The sequence below is a fragment of the Apibacter adventoris genome, assembly GCF_002964965.1.
GTDB lineage: Bacteria > Bacteroidota > Bacteroidia > Flavobacteriales > Weeksellaceae > Apibacter > Apibacter adventoris.
Genome location: NZ_PSZN01000019.1, coordinates 255,384 through 274,671 on the forward strand (window position 1 = coordinate 255,384; position 19,288 = coordinate 274,671).

At 27.2% G+C, this 19,288-nt stretch carries 19 protein-coding genes; 14 read left to right on the forward strand and 5 right to left on the reverse strand.

Annotated elements, in window-relative coordinates; translation table 11 throughout:
- Nucleotides 1–184: 184 nt before the first annotated feature.
- The 5 genes from C4S76_RS08820 (at nt 185) to C4S76_RS08840 (ending at nt 4,317) form a co-directional block, all read left to right on the forward strand.
- Complete coding sequence (locus tag C4S76_RS08820; RefSeq protein WP_105194101.1) at nt 185–568, forward strand: hypothetical protein; 384 nt, start codon at nt 185–187, stop codon at nt 566–568.
- Between the two features lie 26 nt (nt 569–594).
- Nucleotides 595–1,875 (forward strand): replication-associated recombination protein A, encoded by a 1,281-nt coding sequence (locus C4S76_RS08825; protein ID WP_105194102.1) that lies wholly within the window; start codon nt 595–597, stop codon nt 1,873–1,875.
- Between the two features lie 44 nt (nt 1,876–1,919).
- Nucleotides 1,920–2,753: an aldo/keto reductase gene (locus C4S76_RS08830; RefSeq protein ID WP_105194103.1), complete on the forward strand. Its 834-nt coding sequence runs from the start codon at nt 1,920–1,922 to the stop codon at nt 2,751–2,753.
- 398 nt (nt 2,754–3,151) lie between these two features.
- Nucleotides 3,152–3,694: an RNA polymerase sigma factor gene (locus C4S76_RS08835; RefSeq protein WP_105247072.1), complete on the forward strand. Its 543-nt coding sequence runs from the start codon at nt 3,152–3,154 to the stop codon at nt 3,692–3,694.
- A gap of 2 nt (nt 3,695–3,696) precedes the next feature.
- Entirely contained in the window at nt 3,697–4,317 is a 621-nt protein-coding gene (locus tag C4S76_RS08840; RefSeq protein ID WP_105194105.1) for a hypothetical protein, read from the forward strand.
- 259 nt (nt 4,318–4,576) lie between these two features.
- On the opposite strand, the gene C4S76_RS08845 is transcribed toward C4S76_RS08840, so the two are convergent.
- Nucleotides 4,577–5,278 carry an ABC transporter ATP-binding protein gene (locus C4S76_RS08845; protein WP_105194106.1) on the reverse strand — a complete coding sequence of 234 codons (702 nt, stop codon included), beginning with the start codon at nt 5,276–5,278 and terminating at the stop codon, nt 4,577–4,579.
- 91 nt (nt 5,279–5,369) lie between these two features.
- On the opposite strand from C4S76_RS08845, the gene C4S76_RS08850 reads away from it, so the two are divergent.
- The 5 genes from C4S76_RS08850 to C4S76_RS08870 all read left to right on the forward strand — a co-directional run bounded on the left by C4S76_RS08850 (nt 5,370) and on the right by C4S76_RS08870 (nt 10,811).
- A complete protein-coding gene (locus C4S76_RS08850; RefSeq protein WP_105194107.1) occupies nt 5,370–6,203 on the forward strand; it encodes a prephenate dehydratase in 834 nt (277 codons plus the stop codon).
- The gene (locus tag C4S76_RS08855) at nt 6,200–6,658 is read left to right on the forward strand and encodes a CvpA family protein (protein WP_105194108.1); all 459 of its coding nucleotides are present in this window, start codon (nt 6,200–6,202) and stop codon (nt 6,656–6,658) included. Before C4S76_RS08850 ends, C4S76_RS08855 begins: the two co-directional genes overlap by 4 nt.
- Complete coding sequence (locus tag C4S76_RS08860) at nt 6,655–8,517, forward strand: DUF3413 domain-containing protein (protein WP_105194109.1); 1,863 nt, start codon at nt 6,655–6,657, stop codon at nt 8,515–8,517. The genes C4S76_RS08855 and C4S76_RS08860 overlap by 4 nt, the downstream gene beginning before the upstream one ends.
- A gap of 414 nt (nt 8,518–8,931) precedes the next feature.
- The gene (locus tag C4S76_RS08865; protein ID WP_146105718.1) at nt 8,932–10,257 is read left to right on the forward strand and encodes a hypothetical protein; all 1,326 of its coding nucleotides are present in this window, start codon (nt 8,932–8,934) and stop codon (nt 10,255–10,257) included.
- A gap of 11 nt (nt 10,258–10,268) precedes the next feature.
- Nucleotides 10,269–10,811, forward strand: coding sequence for a T9SS type A sorting domain-containing protein (locus C4S76_RS08870; RefSeq protein WP_105194111.1), 543 nt, complete (start codon nt 10,269–10,271; stop codon nt 10,809–10,811).
- Nucleotides 10,812–10,895: 84 nt separating this feature from the next.
- On the opposite strand, the gene C4S76_RS08875 is transcribed toward C4S76_RS08870, so the two are convergent.
- Nucleotides 10,896–12,836, reverse strand: coding sequence for an LTA synthase family protein (locus tag C4S76_RS08875; RefSeq protein ID WP_105194112.1), 1,941 nt, complete (start codon nt 12,834–12,836; stop codon nt 10,896–10,898).
- A gap of 110 nt (nt 12,837–12,946) precedes the next feature.
- On the opposite strand from C4S76_RS08875, the gene prfA reads away from it, so the two are divergent.
- The 4 genes from prfA (at nt 12,947) to C4S76_RS08895 (ending at nt 17,395) form a co-directional block, all read left to right on the forward strand.
- Nucleotides 12,947–14,026: a peptide chain release factor 1 gene (gene prfA / locus C4S76_RS08880; protein ID WP_105194113.1), complete on the forward strand. Its 1,080-nt coding sequence runs from the start codon at nt 12,947–12,949 to the stop codon at nt 14,024–14,026.
- Between the two features lie 109 nt (nt 14,027–14,135).
- Entirely contained in the window at nt 14,136–15,008 is an 873-nt protein-coding gene (locus tag C4S76_RS08885) for an SH3 domain-containing protein (RefSeq protein WP_105194114.1), read from the forward strand.
- A gap of 226 nt (nt 15,009–15,234) precedes the next feature.
- Entirely contained in the window at nt 15,235–16,218 is a 984-nt protein-coding gene (locus tag C4S76_RS08890) for a hypothetical protein (protein WP_105194115.1), read from the forward strand.
- A 154-nt stretch (nt 16,219–16,372) separates the two neighbouring features.
- A complete protein-coding gene (locus tag C4S76_RS08895; protein WP_105194116.1) occupies nt 16,373–17,395 on the forward strand; it encodes a hypothetical protein in 1,023 nt (340 codons plus the stop codon).
- A 138-nt stretch (nt 17,396–17,533) separates the two neighbouring features.
- On the opposite strand, the gene C4S76_RS08900 is transcribed toward C4S76_RS08895, so the two are convergent.
- Genes C4S76_RS08900 through C4S76_RS08910 form a run of 3 tightly spaced genes read right to left on the reverse strand, consistent with a single transcriptional unit; the run spans nt 17,534 to nt 19,190 of the window.
- Nucleotides 17,534–18,046, reverse strand: a complete 513-nt coding sequence (locus C4S76_RS08900; protein WP_105194117.1) for a ClbS/DfsB family four-helix bundle protein — start codon at nt 18,044–18,046, stop codon at nt 17,534–17,536.
- 12 nt (nt 18,047–18,058) lie between these two features.
- Nucleotides 18,059–18,334, reverse strand: coding sequence for a zinc ribbon domain-containing protein (locus C4S76_RS08905; protein WP_105194118.1), 276 nt, complete (start codon nt 18,332–18,334; stop codon nt 18,059–18,061).
- Nucleotides 18,335–18,341: 7 nt separating this feature from the next.
- Nucleotides 18,342–19,190 carry an AraC family transcriptional regulator gene (locus C4S76_RS08910; protein WP_105194119.1) on the reverse strand — a complete coding sequence of 283 codons (849 nt, stop codon included), beginning with the start codon at nt 19,188–19,190 and terminating at the stop codon, nt 18,342–18,344.
- Nucleotides 19,191–19,288: the final 98 nt, after the last annotated feature.

Sequence of the window (19,288 nt, forward strand, 5' to 3'; positions counted from 1 at the left end):
ATTATATCAATATATTTTAAATATAGTAATAGTTTAAATAATTCAACAATAAAAAGAATAATTATATAAAGAATTTATTTTTATTGGATTTAGAAGTGTCTATTTAACTATAATTATAAATAAATTTATTATAATATGATTAAATAGCATAAAATTTGCTATATTTATATTGAAAAATAAAAAAATGAAAAAAATAGTTTTATCTATCTCTATGATTTTTTTTATCATTGGATGTTCCACAAATAAAAATTCAAAAAATCAAATTTTGGGAAATGATGTTATAAATAAATGTAAACCATCCACAGGATACCAATGGTCTAAATTAGAAAAAAAATGCATAAGACCATTTGAAGAAGGAGTTAAAATAAAATCTGTAAATAATTCTACATATGCTGCTTATATAATTTATAAAAATGACAAATTAGAACTTTTTTCTAAAGAAACTACCCCATCAATAATATTAAATAAACAGAAAGAAAACACATGGAAGAAGGGAGACTGGAAAGTAGAATTTTTAAATAAATTATATACAGTTAAAAATAAAAATATTATATTATATCAAAATTAAAATATTTAATATAATTGTATAACTATATGAATTTAGCTCCCCTTGCAGAAAGAATGCGTCCACAATCATTAGAAGATTACCAATATCAAGAACATTTAATAGGAAAATACGGCCCAATTAGACGTATGGTTGAAAACGGAAATATAGCCTCTATTATTTTTTGGGGACCTCCAGGAACAGGTAAAACCACTTTAGCTGAAATTATAGCCAAAGAATCTAAAAGAGAATATTTTACTTTAAGTGCCGTTAGTTCTGGGGTAAAAGAAGTAAGAGAAGTAATAGAACAAGCAAAAAAACAAAATCTATTTACCGGGAAAAGTCCCATATTATTTATAGATGAAATACATCGCTTTAACAAATCTCAGCAAGATAGTTTATTGCAAGCGGTAGAAAAAGGATGGATTATCCTTATTGGTGCGACTACCGAAAACCCCAGTTTTGAAGTAGTTTCTGCATTACTTTCTCGCTGTCAAGTGTATACTTTATATTCCCTTGATAAACAAGCACTTTCAAACCTTTTACATAAGGCACTTTCTAAAGATAGTATACTATCTTCAAAAAAAATTGAATTGCAGGAAGAAGAAGCTCTTATGCAGTATTCAGGAGGAGATGCTCGTAAACTTATGAACGGATTAGAATTAGTTATACAACAATTTGAAGATAAAGAAACTGTTGTCATAAACAATGAAGCAGTGAAAAAAGTGATTCAGGAAAATATGGCTTTATATGATAAAGGAGGAGAGCAACATTATGACATTATCTCTGCTTTTATTAAATCTATTCGTGGTTCAGACCCTAATGCAGCCGTATATTGGTTGGCAAGGATGTTAGAAGGGGGAGAAGATATTAAGTTTATTGCCCGAAGGCTGCTTATTTTAGCTTCAGAGGATATAGGTATGGCCAATCCTACAGCGCTTATTCTTGCAAATAACACATTTCAAGCAATAAATGTTATTGGTAATCCTGAATCGCGAATACTATTAAGTCAGTGTGCAATATATCTGGCTACATCTCCTAAATCAAATTCGTCATATATGGCTATCAATAATGCCTTATCCTATGTGAAAAAAACCGGAAATTTACCGGTTCCGTTACATCTTAGAAATGCTCCTACGAAATTAATGAAAGATTTAAATTATGGTGTGGATTATAAATATTCACATGATTTTCCGGGCAATTTTATTTCTCAGGAATTTTTACCGAACGAAGTTTCACTTCAGAATTTCTATATACCAGGGAACAATACCAAAGAAAATAAATTAAAAGATTATTTAAATACTTTATGGAAAGATAAATATCAATTTTAATGTAAAAAAATCTATAAATAAAAATCTATAAAACCTTAAACAATATGAAATCAATTACAGACACTTATCGATTAAGTAATGGTAAAACAATCCCATGTGTGGGGTTTGGAACTTGGCAAACTCCAAATGAAACTGCAGTAGAATCTGTAAAAAATGCTATTAAATGCGGGTATAGACATATCGATACTGCTTCGCAATATGGCAATGAAAAAAGTGTAGCCCAAGGCATTAAAGAAAGTGGAATAAATAGAAAAGATTTATTTATTACAACTAAACTTTGGAATGACGATCGAGGATATGATTCTACTTTAAAAGCTTTTGACAAAAGCATGAAAGAATTAAATTTAGATTATTTAGATCTTTATTTAATGCATTGGCCGGCTGTTGGTAAAGATGGAGATAAGATTAATCATGAAACATGGAAAGCTTTTGAAAAACTGTATAAAGAAGGCAGAATAAAATCTATTGGTATTAGCAATTTTTTAGTACATCATATACAGCCTTTAATTGATAAAGCTGAAGTTAAACCTATGGTAAACCAATTAGAATTTCATCCCGGTTATACACAACCGGAAATTGTTCAGTTTTGTCATAAAAACGATATTGTAGTAGAAGCATGGAGTCCTTTAGGATCAGGAAGTGTATTAAAAAATCCTAAATTAACAGAAATAGCTAAAAAATATAATAAATCTACCGCTCAATTATGTATTAGATGGTGCTTGCAAAATAAAACTTTGCCTTTACCTAAGTCTGTAACGCCAGAAAGAATTATTGCTAATACACAAGTCTTTGATTTTAATATTTCAGATGAGGATATGAAAATGATTACTCAATTACCTAAAATGGGATTTTCAGGATTATATCCGGATGAAAATTAGATTTTTTTATATACATATGCATAAAAAGAGAAGTATGAATTTCATACTTCTTTTTTTTATTTATTTTATATAATCTTTGTTGGTATATTTTTTTAATTAACAGTGTACTATTTATAATAAAGTATTATTTCTTGTATAATTATTAAAATTCTTTTTTAATTTTAAAAACATTAATTTTTAAATTTAATATATCAAAATCAACAAAATATCAAAAAGTTGATTTCCAATTAAATTTTCGAATATTTTCATATTATTAATTCTGTCGTATGGCTTCCTTATTGCTATTTTTAGTAAAAGCATAGAATAAACCGAACTTTGAAACAGATTTATAATTACAAAAAATTTCAAATAAAATTAAACTATCAGATTCTTTACTTGTCAAATAAATATAAATAAAAATGGACGATAAAGAACTTTTATTTTTAATAAAGGAAAATAAAAATAAAGGATTTAAATATTTGGTTGAAAAATACAGTAAATCCATATATTGGCATATTAGAAAAATAGTATTAGATCATAACAATGCAGATGATGTAACACAAAATGTATTTATTAAAGTCTTTTTAAATTTAGATTTCTTTAAAGGAGATTCTTCACTGAAAACCTGGATTTATAAGATCGCAACAAATGAATCTATTAATTTTTTAAATAGTGCAGCTCAAAAAAAGAATGTAAATAGTGAAGAATTAGCTATTCAGTTATCCTCTCAATTAGAAGACGACAGCTATTTTGAAGGTGAGGAAATTCAATTAAAATTACAACAAGCCATAGCTATGTTACCGGAAAAACAAAGAATTGTTTTTAACATGAAATATTTTGATGATTTAAAATATGAAGAAATATCAGAAATACTGAATACATCAGTAGGTGCTTTGAAATCTTCATATCATCATGCTACCAAAAAAATTGAAGAATTTCTTTTAAACAGTATTGAAAAATAAAAATGAACAAAGAAACAAGGCCTAACAATATAGATAAAAATCCTTTTATAACTCCAGATAATTATTTTGATAAGTTGGAGGATGCTATTTTGCAAAAGACACTAGGAGAGAAGGATAAAAAAATATTACCTTTTACTACTCCAGAAGATTATTTTTCCTATTTAGAGAAAAATATATTAGAAAATACTATTCAGAAAAATGAAAAACATAAAAACAAAATAATTACTTTTTTTACAAAAAAAGTATATATAGCATCTGCTGTGGCAGCCTCTCTTATTATTGCTATAACGATAATCGGACTTTATGCTTTTTATGCGAATAATAAGGAAAAAATAAGTATAGCTCAACAAAATAATATTCCTGCTGATACATTTAAAGATAAACTTTATGTTACTAATAATAATCAGTTAAAGTATAATAATTTACCATCTGACACAATGTCTGAAAAACAACAAGAGAAAAGTTCTTTTGTTTCCACTAAAAGTAAAACAAAAGAATCTATAAAATCACAAAATAGAAAAGAAATTACAAAAATTTCCAATAAAGAAAAAAAGACATCAGAGATTATTTATAAATTATATTTTGAAGATGATTTTCCTGATTTGGATGAAGAATATTTTTAAAATTTATAATTCATTAATATATATATTATTTACTTTTAATAAATCTAATAATATTGACTACTTCGGGGTTAATAGTATACAGAAACATACTGAAAAACTTATTTTTGTGATATATAACAGCTCTTGCTTAAGGAAAGGAAAATTACAAAAATACTAGCTCTATCTATTAAAAGAATGACAGATCCACAAAAATTAAATTTCAGAGTTAAAATATTTTAGTAAGGTTAAATGTTAAAGAGCCCTCAACAAATTTCCTATCTTATAAAGGATGAGTATATTCAAAGAAAGCTTCTTCCAGGTTTGAATATTTCCCCTTAAAATCCTCTATACTTTTATCTTGTATAATTGTTCCTTTATACAATAAAATTACGCGAGTGCAAAGAGCTTCCACCTCTTGCATAATATGTGTTGAAAGAATTACAGTTTTTTCTTTACCTAATTCTTGAATTAAATCCCTAATTTCAATAATCTGATTCGGATCCAGTCCGTTAGTAGGCTCATCTAAAATTAAAATTTCAGGATCAAAAAGAATTGCTTGGGCCAGCCCAACTCGTTGTTTATATCCTTTGGATAATTGATTGATTTTTTTATTTTGTTCCTGAGAAAGGCCCACTTTTTCAATAATCCTTGAAATTTCGTTCTTATTAGTTTTATGTATATCTGCAACAAAAATTAAATATTCCTTTACATACATATCCATATATAAAGGATTATTTTCAGGAAGATAGCCAATTATCGATTTTGTTTCAAATGGTTTTTCCTGATTATCCATATCATTTATCCATATCTTACCTTTGTCAAAAGTGAGAGATCCGGTAATGGATCGCATCATTGTAGTTTTACCAGCACCATTAGGACCTAATAATCCAACGATCTCACCTCTCTTTATTTCCAGAGAAATATTTTGTAAAGCTGTTTGCCCTCTATATTTTTTAGATAGATTTTGTATTTTTACAGACATTTTTAAAATTTAATCTAAAGTATTTACATTAAAATTTGTGTAAATATAACTAATAAAACAAAAAATAAATACGGTTTATTACCATTAATTTATGAAATCAATATCAATTCAGGGAATCAAAGGTTCTTTTCATCATGAAGCTGTAGTGAAATTTTTTCAAAATGAAAAAGTAGAAATCATAGACAGTCCCACATTCAAATCTTTGGTTACAGATGTGGTGAACAAAAAAACAGATTATGGTATGATGGCTATAGAAAACTCCATAGCTGGAGCAATTTTACCCAATTATAGTTTAATAACTAAATATAAATTACATATTATAGGTGAAATTGTACTTCCCATAAAGCATCATTTACTTGTTTTGCCGGAAGAAACAATAGATACCATTACTGAAGTACGTACACATCCTATGGCTTTATTACAATGTGAAAATTTTTTAGAAAAACATCCAGATTGGAAATTATTAGCCAAAGATGATACTGCTACATGTGCCCGTAATATTCATGAAAAAAAATTGAAAGGAATAGCCACTATAGGGTCTAAATTGGCTGCTGAAATGTATCATTTAAAAATATTGCAAGAAAACATACATGATATTTCTGATAATTACACACGTTTTTATTTACTATCGACCACACCGGAAAAAATAAATAACTTTAATAAAGCATCCTTGTATTTTACTACCGATCATACAATGGGAAGTCTGGCCAAAGTATTAAATACCTTGGCTAAATATAAAATGAATATGACTAAAATACAATCAGTACCCTTAAGTGGTTCTGTATTCCAATATTCATTTCATGTAGATATAGTTTCAAAAGAAAGCGGATATGACACATATTATGAAGCTTTAGAAGAAATAAAAACACAAACAGGATTTTTACATGTTTTAGGAGAATATAAAGAATATAAAATCGAAAAATGATATATGAATATATTTTATTAGGCGGCACTTTTTTAGGAGCTTTAATGGGTTATATAAAAGGTTTCTTAAAACAAATATCCTCTCTTATAGGACTTTTATTAGGTATAGGAATCGCTATTTTATTTTCTTCTCAAGCTCATGATTTTTTTGTAGATAAAGGCATACTTTCGCCTTCTTCTTCACTTTGGTTAAGTTTTATTCTCACAGTAGGTATTGTTCTTTTCGTAGTTTTATTTTTAACAAAATTGATTAAGAATTTATTAAAAAAAATGGGTTTAGATTTTACTAATAAAATAGCCGGAATGCTCTTAGGAGCATTAAAATACTTTATAATAATCATGATTCCGTATTGTTTTTTAGAATCTATTCAGGTTATTACTAAAGATAATAGTACTTCTAATTTATTAGTTACAATAAAAATATTTAAAGATATAGTTTTCAAACATTTAATATGAATAAAAATTTAAAATTAACTACTAAGCAAATTTATATAGCAACTTTATTTAATTTATTAATAATTCTTTACATAGGATGTAAATATCTGAAGTATACAGAAAATATTTCTGGATTTCTCTCATATTTTTATATGGTAGCATCTTTAATAGGGCATTTTTTTCTAATAGGTATATTACCATTTTTAATAAGCCTTATTATTTTATATACATTTAAATCTATTTCTATATGTAAAATTATTTTTAGTGTATTATCTGTAGCTATTATTATTTATTTACAAATAGATATTTTAGTATACAGTCAGTTCAGATATCATTTATCTCCTATCGTTTTTAAATTGCTTTTCGGAAAAAGAGCTACAGATACTTTTCAATTTTCTGCTATTAATATTTTAATTTCTATCATTTTCATATTAGGTTTAGTAGTTTGTGAGATTTTTATATTGTATATTTCAAAAAAAATAGCTAATCGAATTATAAATTTACATATAAAACTCATATTAAGTTTTATTACATTCTGTCTTTTGTGTACTCATTTATTATTTGCTTGGTCAGATGCCAATCGATACAGATCTATCGCACAAATGAAAAATATATATCCGGTATTTTTTCCTTTAACGGCGGATAAACTTTTACATAAATTAAACTTAGTAGATAAAAATGAAATAGAAAAAAATACTCTATTAAGCAAATCCTATTCAAAAGCAATAATTAAATATCCTTTACATCCAATCAAATCACAAAATAGTAAAAAGAAAAATATTCTCTTTATAGTAATAGATTCTTGGAGATTTAATTGTATGACAGAAAAAATCACACCTAATATTTATCAATTATCTAAACAATCACAAGTTTTTCAAAATCATAAAAGTGGATCTAATATGACAACTGGTGGCATATTTTCTTTATTTTATGCAATTCCTGCAACTTATTACGATCAATTTACAGGTTTACAAATATCGCCTGTATTTTTTGAAGAACTAAAAAAACAAAACTATAACCTTTCCATACTTTCCAGCTCAACATTAGAAAATCCTCCTTTTAATAAAAATGTTTTTTCAGGAATTAAAAATTTAAGACTAGATTCTCAAGGAAATTCCTCCTCGGAAAGGGATAAGGATATTTATAATGAATGGATAAAATTTATTAATATGCAATCATCAAATAAAAAACCTTTCTTTAGTTTTTTATTTTTTGATTCTGCTCATGGTTTTGATTATCCCGCAGATTATCCCGTAAAATTTAAACCGACTTTAAATGAAGTTAATTATCTGGTCTTAAATGATACGTTTGACCCATTACCTTTTTTAAACAGATATAAAAATTCTTTAAACTTTATAGATAACCTTATAGGAGGAGTATTAAAAAAACTAGAACAAAAAGGATTATTAGAATCTACCCTTGTGTTAATAACCGGAGACCATGGACAGGAATTTAATGATAACCATAAAGGATACTGGCAACATGGAGGTAATTTTACTGATTATCAGATCGCAACTCCTCTCATTATATATGATAGTGCCAAGAAACCTGCAAGTTACACATATCTTACTTTACACTATGATATAATTCCCACTATTATGAGCTCTATATTAGGGGTACAAAATAACTATAATGATTATAGTGAGGGGAAAGATTTATACATTTCTGGAAATAGAGATTGGTTTATATGTGGATATAATCAGAAGTATGCTATTGTAGAAAATAATATGATTATCAATATTTATTCGTCAGGTATGTATGATGTAGTAGACAAAAATCTAAATCCTTTGGATGATAGTAAAATTGATTTAAATATTGTAAAAGAGGCTGTGAAAGAAAATACACGTTTCTATAACATTTCTAAAAATAAAAAAAAATAAAATTAGCTTCTTTTTTTTAATAATATCAATATAAAAAAATAAATTTTACAATTTAAAATGATATTCTGAGGATTTAACCATTTTCACATAATTCATAGTTTAGAAAAAAATAATCTTTTATAAAGTATACCTGTATTTTATTACTACCTAACCTATTGAAAAAATATGTTGAAAGTCATATTAGATATAAAATTTATAAGGGGGAAAACGAAATGTAAAAAATAACAAAAACAAAAAAAGTGATATATAAACATTTTTTAATAAAATAAGATTTTTGATTTTAATTATGATTATATAAAACAATTAATTAATATACATTAATGGATTAATATAAAAAATGATATAAATAAATATGTTATTATTTTTTATATATAAATTAATTCGTAAATTTATATCAATTAATAAAAAAATCTTATGAAAACATTTTTACTATCAATGAGTGTTTTGAGTTCAATTTTAGCTTTCGGGCAAAATTGGAATCTTAATGGGAATTCTGGAACTTCTTGGAAAAATTTTATAGGTACAACAGATAATCAGGCATTATCTTTTAGGGTTAATAATAAGGAAATATTAAAGTTAAATCCTAACGGATCCTTACAATTTGGAGATGGTAGAACTAATTTAGTATCGGATTGGAGAAATCTTTATTTAGGAACTTGGGTAATTCCTGCAAGTAGTAATAGGGTATATGAAAATATAGGCATAGGGTATGATGTTTTTTCCAAAATGACTAGTAGTCCGACTAATACTTCAATTAGAGGAAATATAGGAATTGGCGGTGCCGGGACTCTTGCTAATTTTTTAATAGGAGATTCAAATTTAGCCATTGGCTCTTATGCTATGGGACAAAGTACTAAAGGATATTATAATATTGCTTTAGGAAGTAGTGCATTGTATCGGAATGCAGGTGAAAATAATATAGCTTTAGGGGTAAATGCTATGTTTTCAAATACAACTGGAAATTTAAATACAGCTATAGGATATAATGCTTTATATTATAATACAATAGGAACTAATAATATTGCTATAGGACAAACTTCCTTATATGGCAACACAACAGGTACAGATAATATTATATTAGGTGCTCATGCAAAAAAAATGGATGGAGGATCGTATAATATTGCTTTGGGGACAGAATCTCTTTGGCAAGCAGAAGGATCAAAAAACATAGCATTAGGAACACGTTCGGGGTTTTATTTAGTCAATGGAGATAATAATATTTTAATAGGAGATCAACTTCAGGCTCCATTTCCTACATATATTTCAAATTATTATTCTTATAATTCCTATAATCAGCTTAATATAGGAAACTGGATTGTAGGAAATAATGGAATTATTGGGATTGGAAAATTTTATACCCCATTACCAAGTAGAATAGATAATAATAATAAATTTCGTTTATTTGTTAAGGAAGGAATTCGCGCAGAGCTAGTTCAAGTAGATGTTGCTAGTTCTAATGGGTGGGCAGATTATGTTTTTCATGATGATTATACTTTACCCTCTCTTATGGAATTAGAAAAATTTATTCAGCAAAATAAACATTTACCTAATATTCCTTCCGCTAAAGAAGTGGTAGTAAACGGAATTAATTTAGGAGAAATGGATGCAAAATTATTGGAAAAAATAGAAGAACTTACTTTGTACACAATTGAATTAGAAAAGAAAAATACTTCTAATCAAGAGAAGATAAAAGAGCAGGAAAAAAGATTACAACTCTTGGAAGCTAAAATAAATCATTAAAAAAAGAAAATATGAAAACATTTTTTTGTTTTTTTATAAGTGTGCTTTCTATTTCATTTTTTTATACTCAAAGAAAAATTGAATACAGTGATCACAATATATATTTAAAGATCCCTGTTACTGTAAATAAAGAATTCAGGAGCAGTAAAATAATATTTTCTTCTTCCTTTATTGATAAAAATAAAGACGTTAAATTTAATGGAAATCAGATTATTTTATCTCCAGGATTTATGGCAGATGGACAAAAAAATACCCAGTTTAGTGCAGATCCGAATATAAATAATAATACTAGTATTCAAAAAACTGATTTGCAAGAAGAAATTTTCACTGTTTATCCTAATCCAACGTTTGGAATTTTTAATGTAAATTTTAAAGAAACAAGTAATGGAAAGGCAGAAATTTTCACAATGACAGGAAATTTGATAATATCAAAAAAAATTAATCAGGCTACAGTTATAGAAATAAATATTAGTCGTTTTCCTGCGGGAATATATATTTTGAAGATACAATTAGAAAATCAGCAGAATCTCATAAAAAAAATAATAAAAAATTAATAGATAAGGATCTCTAAGCTATTCTTTTAAAGAGTTGCTTAGGGATTTTTAATATAATCAGATAAAAAATAAAAAGTTTAGGTTTTATTTCAAAGAATTTCCTTTCATAGTATATTGCCAAGATAATCTCATAAGCTTGTTATAATCATCTGAATATTTATTTATACTAACTTTTTTATCTTTAAAATTCAGTAAATTAATTTCGCTAATCAATTCATCTTTAGGGAAATAATATAATGAATCTTTATCAATCACCTTTTCAAAACCTATACCGTATTTCTTTCCGGGTATTAACAATGAGCTGCCAAAACTATAATAAGGAAATCCCTTGGGAGCTATCATTTCTATAAGAGTAGGCATAATATCTATATGGCTTCCGGGAATATTTATTTTTTGTTTCGGAATATTTTTACCATACAAAATAAAAGGTACAGCAGATCTTTCATACAAATTAGGGGAATGATTTATAAATCTTCTACCATAGTGGTCTCCCGTAAAGCCGAATAGACCGGATTTATATTTTAAATTAGCTTTTTCCATGAATTTTCCTATTGCAAAATCTCCATACCATAAATGTCCTAACTCTTTCATATTCATACCGCCGTCATAATACTTTTGCATATCTTTAGGAAAATCATCGGGAGTTTTATAAGGAAATCCTTTTTTCCAAACATTTATAGCATAAGGAGGATGATAGCTCGAAGTCAGAATTAAATTAAAAGTATATTCTTCAGTATTAACATGATTAAGAACTAAGTCAAATAATTTTTCATCTTCTACACCCCAATCTCCTGAATCTTGTTTTCCTCCGGCATCAACCCCTGAGTAAATATTTTCACAGCCTTGATATTGAGAAAATCCCCCAATATTTTCCCATGAAAGAAACCCTCCATAAAATAAATTAGTTTTATATCCTAATTTTTTAAATTGTTTAAAAATGGAACTTATATAAGGATCATGAATAGTTCCTAATTGACTTATATTAATTCCACAGTAGGGAATTCCTGATACAATGGTTCCATAAGCATAAAATGTAGCATTATAAGAAGGAAGAAAATTAACAAAATGCATTCCGTTTTCCGCTAGGTTGTAGAGATTATCAGATAATCTGAATGCACGGTATTTATCCATTAAAGGCCAGGCATCATAGCTTTCCATAATTACCAAAAAAATTTGTTTAGGTTTTTCAATAGTATTACCCAGAGCTTCTTTATATATAATCTGATCTATATTTTTACCCCCATATTCTTTTTGGATATTCTCAGTACCAAAAGGATTTTTTCCATTCAGCAGATTCAGAGACTTAAAATCTTCATATGCATATTTGAGGGATCTGTAAGGATTTATAATTGTTTTATTTAAAAAATTATTTTTTGTTACAGCGGCCCATTTTCTTATTGCAGGAACAGCTGTAAAAGAACCTCTGATTCCACCGATAAATAAAATAAGTAAAATAGTTATCAAGCTTATCTTGCCATAGAAAGGTTTGATTTTAATTAAAACTTTATAGATAGAATTTTTTTTCTCATAAAAAATAAAAACACATATACCTATTAGCCATATAATAAAAGTAAAAAGAGTATTTAATACAGGATTATAATATTCTACAATTGTTTTCCAAATAGCTTTTTTATCATCATATAAACCTAAGAATATAAAATTACTAAATTGCTCCCTATATTCTTTATAATAGTTTAAAGAAACCATACAGATTAATGTAGAAAGGATTAAAAATAAATATTGAAAAATAATTCGGATAATTCGTATTATTTTGAATTTATTAAACGGAGAAAAAATTAGTAAAGAAATTAAAGGGATCATGATAAAATAACAAACAGCCGTAGAATCAAAACGCATTCCCATAAAAAACGCATTATAATAATCTGAAAAATCTACTTTTTTGCCAAGTTCTTTGTGAAAACTTATAATAAAAATTATTCTGAAAATAAAAAAAAACAAAATACCAAAGAACCAAAAAAATATTAAGTTGCTCAATTCTTTTATGAAATTATCCCATTTGTTCATATTAAAATCATAGTTTATCTAAACAAAAGTAAGGAATAATTTAGTTTTTCAGTTTATACAATATATCAAGTTTAAATTGTAAATTTACAGGCTTATTTTAAACCGTTAATATGTCAGATTTAGTATTAAAATTAGAAGCTATTAAACAACGATTTGATGAAGTTTCTGATTTAATTATACAACCGGATGTAATTTCCGATCAAAAAAGATATGCCCAGCTTAATAAAGAATACAAAGATTTAGGAAAATTAGTAGATGTATACCATGAATACAAATCTTTACTCAATACAGTTTCTGATGCTGATGAAATTATAAAAGAAGGAGAAGATGCTGATATGGTAGAGTTGGCAAAAGAAGAAAAAAATGAGGCTTTAGGTAAAATACCCGAAATGGAAGAAAACATCAAATATATGTTAATACCCAAAGACCCCGAAGATGATAAAAACATAACTGTTGAGTTAAGAGCCGGAACCGGAGGAGATGAATCTGCAATTTTTGTAGAAGACATTTTCCGAATGTATTCTATGTATTGGCGACAAAAAGGTTGGAATTTTGAGGTTGTAGATGCCACTGAAGGAAGTGTGAAAGGTTATAAGGAAATGATTGTTAATGTAAGTGGGGAAGGAGCCTATGGTACCATGAAATTTGAATCAGGAGTACATCGGGTGCAAAGAGTTCCTGAAACAGAATCTCAAGGTAGGGTACACACTTCTGCAATAACCGTTGCGGTTTTACCTGAAGCAGAAGAAGTAGACGTTGAAATTAATCCAGCAGATTTAGAATTTCAAACAGCACGCTCTAGTGGAGCAGGTGGACAGAACGTTAATAAAGTGGAAACCAAAGTACAGCTCACCCATAAACCTACTGGAATTATGATTCAGTGTCAAGTAGCACGCTCTCAGCATGCTAATAGAGAAATGGCTTTGCAAATGCTTCGTAATAAATTATATGATATGAAGTTACAAGAACACCTGGATAAAATTTCTGCACATAGAAAAACGATGGTTTCAACAGGAGACCGTTCGGCAAAAATTCGTACTTATAATTATCCTCAAGGGCGGGTAACTGATCATAGGATTAATAAATCCATCTATAATTTAGATAACTTTATGAATGGAGATATAGATGAAATGATAGAAGCCGTGAAAATAGCAGAAAATGCAGAAAAATTGAAAGGACAAGAAGATTAATTTATACAAATACGGATAAAAAAATTTGTTTATAATTCTTATAACTGTTTTCTATTCATTATCTCAAATTATATACATTTAAGTTATTTACATAAGAAAAATAAGCACATTGAAAAAAAATATTTCATTATTTCTAATTTTATTTTTAGTAATTAAAATTTCTGCTCAACAATATTTTGGAATTTATAGTCAAATTAAGGAAAATACCTCACAATACGTATATGCAGATATAACAAATGTTCGCCAGGGTCCGGGAATTAACTATCCCATAATCGATAAATTAACTTTAGGACAGGAAGTAATCATTAATAATATTTTTGATAATAAATATGTTTATACTCAAAATGGTATTAGGGCGTGTTGGATTTCTGTTAGTTATGTTAAAGATGGTATAAATAAACAAGGATACGTCTGGGAAGGAAATCTCACTTTTAACCCTATGAGAAGGGGAAATACCAAATTTATTTATGGAATTAATGCTATAAAACTAAATAAAAAGCAATATCCTACAGAAAAACACCACACACAATATCTTTATAAAGTAGAATTAAAAATACTGGTTGAAGATAAGTTAATTGATAAAAAAATATTTTATACAGATACCGAACAAAGTTATACTGAAGCAAATGTATATGAAAATTTGGGCTTAAAAGATGTTAAAAATATCATACGTATTTCCTTTGAGGGAGAAGCTTGCGGAATTCCCAGCTATTATTATTATTTTGCATGGAATGGAAATAAAATACTAGACTTACCGTCAAGATATGGAGTAGGAGATGCTGGAATATTTAATTATTCAGAAAAATTTATTTTTCCTTTAGAAAAAGGTGGTAAACCCAATAGAATTATAAAAAAAATTGAATCAAGATGGCTTGAAGAAGGTCAGGAGTTTACCAGTTACGATGATATGTCTGTAGAAAGGAAAAAAGAAGAGTTTTTATGGAACGGTAAAAATTATAAAAAGATAAAAAAAGGTCTTTAATTATTTGTAAACATTATGTGATAAAAAAAGAAAGTGCAATATGTAATAGAAGACTGGTTACTACCTTTTCAAATCAAAAATTTATACCTTAAAATGAAATAAAAAAGCGTATAAACACTTTCACTTTTAGAATTAGAGAAAATTTTTTAGCTTTGTTTTTATTAAATAAAATTTCTTATAAAAAAAATAATATATTTAAAAATTTATAACCCAAAAAAATTAGTACATGAAAAAAATACTTTTTGCTTTATTAATTCCTGTTTTGTCTATGGCTCAGGAAGAAAAAATAAATTTCACCCATAAATTAACATATTTCACAAATCCGCTTATAGATAGTACCGATATAAATATATATCATTCCAAGGATGGAAGTCTTGTAGAAATGATGGGAGATAATATTTTGTTTAAAAATAAGCTATCAGTTCCCATAAAAATCAATATAGAGGGAGATTTAAAAGCCTATAATAAATACAATATAGATTCGATACCTTCTTTTACATTATCAAAAACACAAAATAAAGCGGTAATAAATGGAATACCTTGTAATTATTACAAGGCAATAAATAATAAGGAAATGTATAAAGAATCAGGAAGTATGTATGAAGTATGCATTTCAGAAAATCATCCTATTGATTTATTAGCAACAATACCGATTACGAACAAAAATATCAAAGGATTAATTTTAAGAATTGATGATTATTATGATAGAAATCATTTTATTGAATTAAAATCTATAAATAATGTAAAATTAGTGAAATCTTTAAATTGGAAAAAATTTGAAGAAGAATATACCGATTATATTACTCAAGATAAAGAATCAGAGCCACAAGATACAGATTTTATGGATTCGGACTCTATAGATTACGGAATTTTAAAATATAATTCTCAATATAAAGTTATAAAAACAAAAGAAATGGACTTAGCTGTAGAATTGTTAGAAAATGATTCTCCTTATTGGCAGGGAATTCCACAATATTGCAGCAATTTGGAAAATATAATTACCCGTTTTTCAGATAAAGAACTTAAAGAACATGCTAAAAATTATGCCGGACAAATTTGTGATTTATATTTATCTGAAGTAAAAGAATATTCTGTAGATGTTAAAAGTACTTTAGATGCAATACGCTATGAAGAAAATTATTTTATGAAACACAACATTAGTAAAAAAGAACGCAAATTATTAACTGAATTTTTAGACGAATTAGATTAATTTATATTCTGTTAATCGAATTTTATTAAATCTGCTTTACATTAAAAAGCAGATTTTTTATTTCTTTATAAAATTACACCAATTATATATCATGGGAATATTTTAAAAACCATATATTTGATCAGAACTTAAAAAAAAAACTAAAAATAAAACAATGAAAAGACTGCTATTAGCTCTGCTACTTCCTGTTTTATCTATGGCTCAGGAAGATAGAATAAATTTTAATACTAGTTTACACTATCAAATGAAATTAGAGAATAAAACTATAGATCTAGATGTATATTATTCTCCAGATGGATTTTTTTTAGATGCAGGAGATATAAAAATGTTATTAAAAGATTATCTGGTTGTACCAGTTAATGTCAATTTAAATAGGATGGTTAATTTATCACAATATGCAAGATTAGATTCTATACCATCTTTTACATTAACAAAAACAGATAAAAAAGATAGCATATTAGGATTATCCTGTACGTATTATGATATATTTTTAGATGGGAAACCTTTTGAAAAATCTAAAATGTGTATTTCAGAAAAATTTTATTCTTCTACTATGGATTTAGTTGGTCCGTTATCTGCTAAAAATAAAAATATAAAAGGATTAATTTTGAAAATCGGTTCTGAAGAAAACGGAGCAAGGTGGTTTGAGTTAAAATCTATGGCTAGGACAAGTGCATTTATTTCTTTAGATTGGCAAAAAATTTTAGCTGAACTTAAAGATAAATCTTTAGCACCAGATATTTTAAAAACCGTTGGTTGTACAACAGAGGAACCCTTTGACTATGAAAATAATTATCCTGAAGTAGATTCCATATCAACCTCATTTAATTATAATATAAAAACCTATAATTCCAAATATAAAACTACAAAAATAGAAAATACGAATTTAGCTATAAATGAGTTAGAAAAAGACTCTCCATACTGGCAGGGGCTTCCAAAATATTGTGCTAACCTTGAAGATAAAATTTCTGGGTTTTCAAATAAAAAACTCAAAAAACACATAAAAAATTATATCGGACAAATTTGCGATTTATATTTATCAGAAATAAAAGAAAATTCGGTAGATGTAAAAAGAACATTAGATGAGATACGATACGAAGAAAACTATTTCAGAAATTATCAATCTAATAAAAAAGACCACAATTTACTTAATGATTTTTTAAATAAATTAGATTAAATTAATACAATAAGACTATGAGAAAAAGATAATTGAATTATATTCTCATAGTCTTATTAATAACTAACCTGTAAAAAATGCTTAAACTTAATCAAAGTATTTTCGCATCAAGGAACAAGATTATAAAGCTTATTCCAATTATTTTTCTATTAAATGTTTCTTATGCTCTTTGATCTTTTTTATTGCCCAATTATAATGGCTTGAAGTAGATGAAACACAAGAGCTTCCTAAGCTTGTAGTACCTGTCCAGGGAAAATATTTCTTTGTAAATAATTCCTCGTTTGAAAAAGTTTTAATAAGTTCTATTATCTCCTTATGGCTGTTTTTCAGTAAGCTGATAGATTGTTTCAAAGAAGTATTTTGGTGTTTTTTCCAGAACTCAATATTCATTTGAGGATATGTTTTCCAATTGTATGGTTCTGGCAAGAAATTGACTTTTTTTCCAGACTGATTAGAATGTATCCAGTTCAAGAGTAGTTTATGCCATTCATAGAGGTGTATTAAAACATCCCTGATGTTTCTATCTCTATCTTCAAAGGAGAAAGTTTCTTCTTGTTCTTTTTCCGTCATAGAATTTATAAGGGTAAATAGTTTATTGAAACTATCTTCGCTAGCTTGTATTAATTGTTCTTTTGTTGTAGGACGTGCCATGATTTATTTATTTTATTGAATAGACCAACGTTTGAGAGTGGGAAAGTAAATTTTCATATTTTCAATAGCTTGCTCTTTCGTATACACGATTTCTGAACCTTTATTAAACTCATCTACAAATTGTGCGCAATGTTCTATCATTTGTTCCATCGTGCAATCCATTGTAAAAGCTCCGTCCTTAAAACAATAGCAGCAATATTCATCATTTCTGCTCCCGTCTTGATTGGTTCCTGCTTCTTCTTGCTTTTGTAGAGGCATTCCGCAACTTTGGCAATACTTTGTTTCCATAAATATATTATTTTATTGGTATATAGACTTTTGTAATCTGTTTTTCTTTATTTTCTTCTGAACAACTTATATACTCCTCAAACGTCATTCCATGACGCAAAGTATGATCAAAGTTTATGCTGATAGTATTGTATAGTTCCTGAAGTCCTGAATAGCTACCTTCCAGAATATAAACGGCAAATTTTCCTTTTTGTAATTTAATGGATCCAAACTCTCCAGTCGGAGTAATTTTCTTATTTACAGAAGCACAGGCATAAAAACGACAATTTTCAGATTGAGTTACGTTAGGATTATCATAACATAATCCGATATAACGGGTTTCATTAGAGATGGCCTGATTATCTTTAAGAAAGCAAACCAACTTATTCCAAGCAGTTTCATAAGGTTTATCTTCTCCGTATTTACCAATGATTCTGATATAAATTAATTCCAGATCTTCTTTTTCTTCACAAATTTCGCATTCAAGTGTATTTATTAAATTATCACTATTTTTTACATAGCCTTTCAATCGGTCTTGAAAGGTGTTCATATATGCTCTCGGAGATATTCCGAAATGTTTTTTAAAAGCTTTAGAAAAAGATTGCGGATTATTGTAGCCTACCATTTCAGCAATTTTGCTTAGGTTTATATCCTTTGCTTGCATGTATAATATAGACCGTTCTACACGTTGCCTTGCTATATAAGTATATATTGATTCATCCAGATATGAATTCATAATACGAAGTAAGTGCCGCTGAGATACATGTATTTGTCTGGCTAAGATATCCAATTTTAATGGATTATATAAATTTGCGCTGATATAATCAATAATATGATTGACTTTTTGCTGATATATACTTTCAGTATTTCTACGCATTGAATAAATATCTTGATATCAAAGTTAAAGATTTTTTACATTTTTATAATTGTCCAATCTCGCCAAATTACATTATCATGTAGTTTAAGCTATATTAT